The organism is Saccharomonospora sp. NPDC046836, from assembly GCF_040645195.1.
GTDB lineage: Bacteria > Actinomycetota > Actinomycetes > Mycobacteriales > Pseudonocardiaceae > Prauserella_A.
On record NZ_JBEYXW010000106.1, the window covers coordinates 1 to 3,559 of the forward strand.

Genomic DNA, 3,559 nt, shown 5'->3' on the forward strand with positions numbered 1-3,559 from the left:
CCGGATGCGCCGGCCGCGGGGGTCGGCGACGCCCCGCCCGGGCTACGTGCCCGGCGTCGGGACCTCACCGCCCACCAGGAGCTGCTGGGGGCGCTCGCCGCCGACGGGCCGGTCCTGCCGATGCGGTTCGGGGTGGTGCTGCCCGACGAGGCCGTCCTGCTCGACCAGTTGGCCACCCGCCGCTCCGCCTACGAACGGGCGCTGGAGCGGGTCGGCGGCCGCGTCGAGATGAACGTCAAGGCGATGCCCCCGCAGGGCGAGGCCGCCCTCGCCCGACTCCTCGCCGAGGAACCGGGATTGCGGGCCATGCGCGACCGCGGACTGCGCCGCCCCGGTTACGAGGCGAGTGTCCGGCTCGGGCAGGCGGTGTCGGACGCGCTGGAGCGGCGGGCCACGCTCGCCGCCGCACGGGTCCGCCGGGGCCTGGTCCCGCTCGCGGCTCAGTGGTGCGACGGACCGCAGGTCGAGGGGTGCGTCCTCAACGTGTCGCTGCTGCTGGACCGGGACGCCGAAGCGGCCTTGCGCGCCGAGGCGGACCGCCTCGCCGCCGCCCTGGCCGGCCGGGCGGAACTGCTGCTCACCGGCCCGCTGCCCTGCTACAGCTTCGTCCCCGCCGAGGCGGCCGCCGCCCCGGCGCCGCACAGGGCGGCGGTCTGAGATGGGCCTCCTCACCGGACTGCTCACCCTGCCGCTCGCCCCCGCACGCGGCGTCGCCTGGATCGCCGACCGGCTGGAGGAGACGGCCGAACGCGAGACCGCCGACCCGGCCGTCCTGCGCGCCCGCCTGGCCGCGCTCAACCGCGCGCTGGACGAGGGCGAGATCGACCAGGAGCGCTTCGAGCTGGAGGAGGAGCGCCTGCTGGACCTGTTGGAGGGCAGCCCACCGGGCACGGCTCCCACTCACCCCGCACCCCCACCCCTGGGAAGTCACTGATGAACGACACGAACAAAGTGGCCCTCGCCACCGCGGTCGCCGCCGGGTACGCCCTCGGCCGTACCCGCAAGGCGAAGCTGGCACTGACCGTCGGTACCTATCTGGCCGGACGCCGGTTCAAGCTCAGCCCGCAGGAGCTGGTGACCGAGGGAGTCAACCGGCTCCGTGAGACCCCGCAGTTCAACGCGCTCAGCGACCAGGTCCGCGGCGACCTGCTGACGGCGGGCAGGACCGCGCTGACCGCCGCGGCCGACCGGCGTTTCGACTCGCTGGCCGACTCCCTGCGCGAACGCACCTCACTGCTCAGCTCCCCGGGCTCCGAGGAGGACGAGGAGCCCGGGGAGCACGAGGACGACGAGGAGTGGGAGGACGAGCCGGAGGACGAGTACGAGGAGGGAGAAGGGGAGGACGACGACTTCGGCGAGGCGGACGAGGACGAGGACGAGGACGAAGACGAAGAGGAAGAGGAAGAGGAAGAGGAAGAGGAAGAGGAGGACGAGGACGAGGAGCCCGAGCCGGAGCCGGCCCCCCGCCGCAAGCCCGCCGCCAAGAAGTCGCCCCCCGCGAAGAAGTCGGCACCCAGCAAGAAGTCGCCCCCGGCGAAGAAGTCCGCCGCACGCAAGCCCGCGGAGGAGGGGTCCGCCAAGAAGGCGGCGAAGCAGCCGGCTCCGGAGAAGAAGGCGCCCGGCAAGAAGGCCCCCGCCAAGAAGGCCCCCGCCAAGAAGGCGTCGGACGAGCGGCCGGCGAAGAAGACGGCCAAGAAGGCACCGGCCAAGAAGTCCGCCGCGAAGAAGCCGCCGGCGAAGAGTGCCCGTCGCTCCGGGCGAGAGGGGTGACGGCAGATGGCCGCGAAGAAGGACGACGAGCAGGGTTCGGCGTTCGACCGGCTCAAGGAGGAGGCCCGGTCGCACCTGAGCGCCCGTGCCCAGAGCCTCGCCGACAAGGCGGGTGAGAAGGTCACCGACCTGACCGGGAAACTCACCGAGTCCGTCGGCGGGCCGGCCGGCGAGGCCGGCAAGCGGGTCATGGAGGGCGAGTCGCCGGTCAAGGCGATGGCCTCCGAGAAGGCCAAGGACGTGAAGGACAAGGCCGTCGGCAAGGTCAAGGAGGCGTTCGGCGGCGGCACCGGCTCCACCGGCGACACCAAGGTCACCAACATCGTCGAGTCGATCGACATCCCGGTGCCGCTGCGGACGGTCTACGACCACTGGACGCAGTTCGAGGACTTCAGTTCGTTCATGAAGGGCGTCAAGTCGGTCACCCAGAACGAGGACGAGGAGACCGACTGGAAGGCCAAGGTCTTCCTCTCGGAGCGGAGCTGGACGGCCACCATCCAGGAGCAGGTCCCCGACGACCGGATCGTCTGGACCTCCGAGGGCTCCAAGGGCAGCACGGCGGGTGCCGTCACCTTCCACGAACTGGCGCCCCATCTCACCCGGGTCGTCGCCATCGTCGAGTACTACCCGGCGGGCTTCTTCGAGAAGACCGGCAACCTCTGGCGTGCCCAGGGCCGCCGGCTGCGCCTGGACCTCAAGCACTTCGCCCGCCATGTCACCCTCGGCCCCGACCCGGAGATCGAGGGCTGGCGCGGCGAGATCCGCGACGGCGAGGTGGTCCGCACCGACGAGGAGGCGCGGGAGGACGAGGAGTCGGAGAACGAGGACTCCGAGGACCAGGAGTACGAGGACCGCGAAGAGGACGAAGAGGACGAGGACCGCGAGGACCGCGAGGAGGACGAAGAGGACGAGGACGGCGAGCAGGACGAGGAGTACGACGACGAGGGCGGCTACGACGACGAGGACGAGGAGGAGGAGCGGTGAGTGGCGCCCCGGCAGGTCTGCAGGGCTGGGAGCAGACCGACGTGCTGCCGCACAACGGTCCCTCCTCGGGCAACCTCGCCGACATCCTCGAACGCGTCCTGGACAAGGGCATCGTCATCGCCGGCGACATCAAGATCGACCTGCTCGACATCGAACTGCTCACCATCCGCCTGAGGTTGTTCGTCTCCTCGGTCGACACCGCGAGGAAGGCGGGGATCGACTGGTGGGAGACCGACCCGGCCCTCTCCTCCCGCGCCAAACGCGACGCACTCATGGAGGAGAACGCCTTCCTGCGCGGCCGCCTCAGGGAACTGGACCCGGGCGACGGCGAGGAGGACGGCGCGGCAGAACGGACCACCAGGTCCCCGAGCGAGAGGAGGTCCTCCGCATGACCTTCGCGACGTACGTCTACGCCGTCCGCCGGACCGGCGGCCCCGAGATCCACAGCCCCGGCCACGACGGCGGCGGTCCGGTGCGGCTGCTGCCGCTCGGCTCGCTGACCGCCGTCGTGCAGGACGTGCCGGCCGCCGAGTTCACCGAGGAGGCGCTGCGGCAGCGGTTCACCGACCGCCTCGACCTGGAACGGTGCGCCCGCACCCACCACCGCGTGGTCAGCGCCGCCGCGGCCGGCGCCGCCACCGTGCCGCTGCCGCTGGCCACCCTCTACGCCAACGACGTCCGCACCAGGGTCGTGATGGAGGAGCACGCCGAGCGGCTGAGCGAGGCCCTGCACCGGGTCGCCGGGCACGTCGAGTGGGCGGTGAAGGTGCACCGCGACACCGCCGTGCCGCTCGTGGAGCCCGAC

The 3,559-nt window shown here is 72.0% G+C and carries 6 protein-coding genes; all 6 read left to right on the forward strand.

Annotation, left to right across the window (positions count from 1 at the left end; genetic code table 11):
* Window positions 1–657: GvpL/GvpF family gas vesicle protein (locus ABZ863_RS35400; protein WP_358544127.1), on the forward strand; the 657-nt coding region annotated here is incomplete at its 5' end.
* 1 nt (window position 658) lies between these two features.
* Window positions 659–934 (forward strand): gas vesicle protein GvpG, encoded by a 276-nt coding sequence (locus ABZ863_RS35405; RefSeq protein ID WP_128463688.1) that lies wholly within the window; start codon window positions 659–661, stop codon window positions 932–934.
* Window positions 934–1,770: a hypothetical protein gene (locus ABZ863_RS35410; protein WP_358544130.1), complete on the forward strand. Its 837-nt coding sequence runs from the start codon at window positions 934–936 to the stop codon at window positions 1,768–1,770. The genes ABZ863_RS35405 and ABZ863_RS35410 overlap by 1 nt, the downstream gene beginning before the upstream one ends.
* A 6-nt stretch (window positions 1,771–1,776) precedes the next feature.
* The gene (locus ABZ863_RS35415; RefSeq protein WP_358544133.1) at window positions 1,777–2,754 is read left to right on the forward strand and encodes an SRPBCC family protein; all 978 of its coding nucleotides are present in this window, start codon (window positions 1,777–1,779) and stop codon (window positions 2,752–2,754) included.
* A gap of 41 nt (window positions 2,755–2,795) precedes the next feature.
* Window positions 2,796–3,146: a gas vesicle protein gene (locus ABZ863_RS35420; protein ID WP_358544139.1), complete on the forward strand. Its 351-nt coding sequence runs from the start codon at window positions 2,796–2,798 to the stop codon at window positions 3,144–3,146.
* Window positions 3,143–3,559: GvpL/GvpF family gas vesicle protein (locus ABZ863_RS35425; RefSeq protein ID WP_358544136.1), on the forward strand; the 417-nt coding region annotated here is incomplete at its 3' end. The genes ABZ863_RS35420 and ABZ863_RS35425, both read left to right, overlap by 4 nt.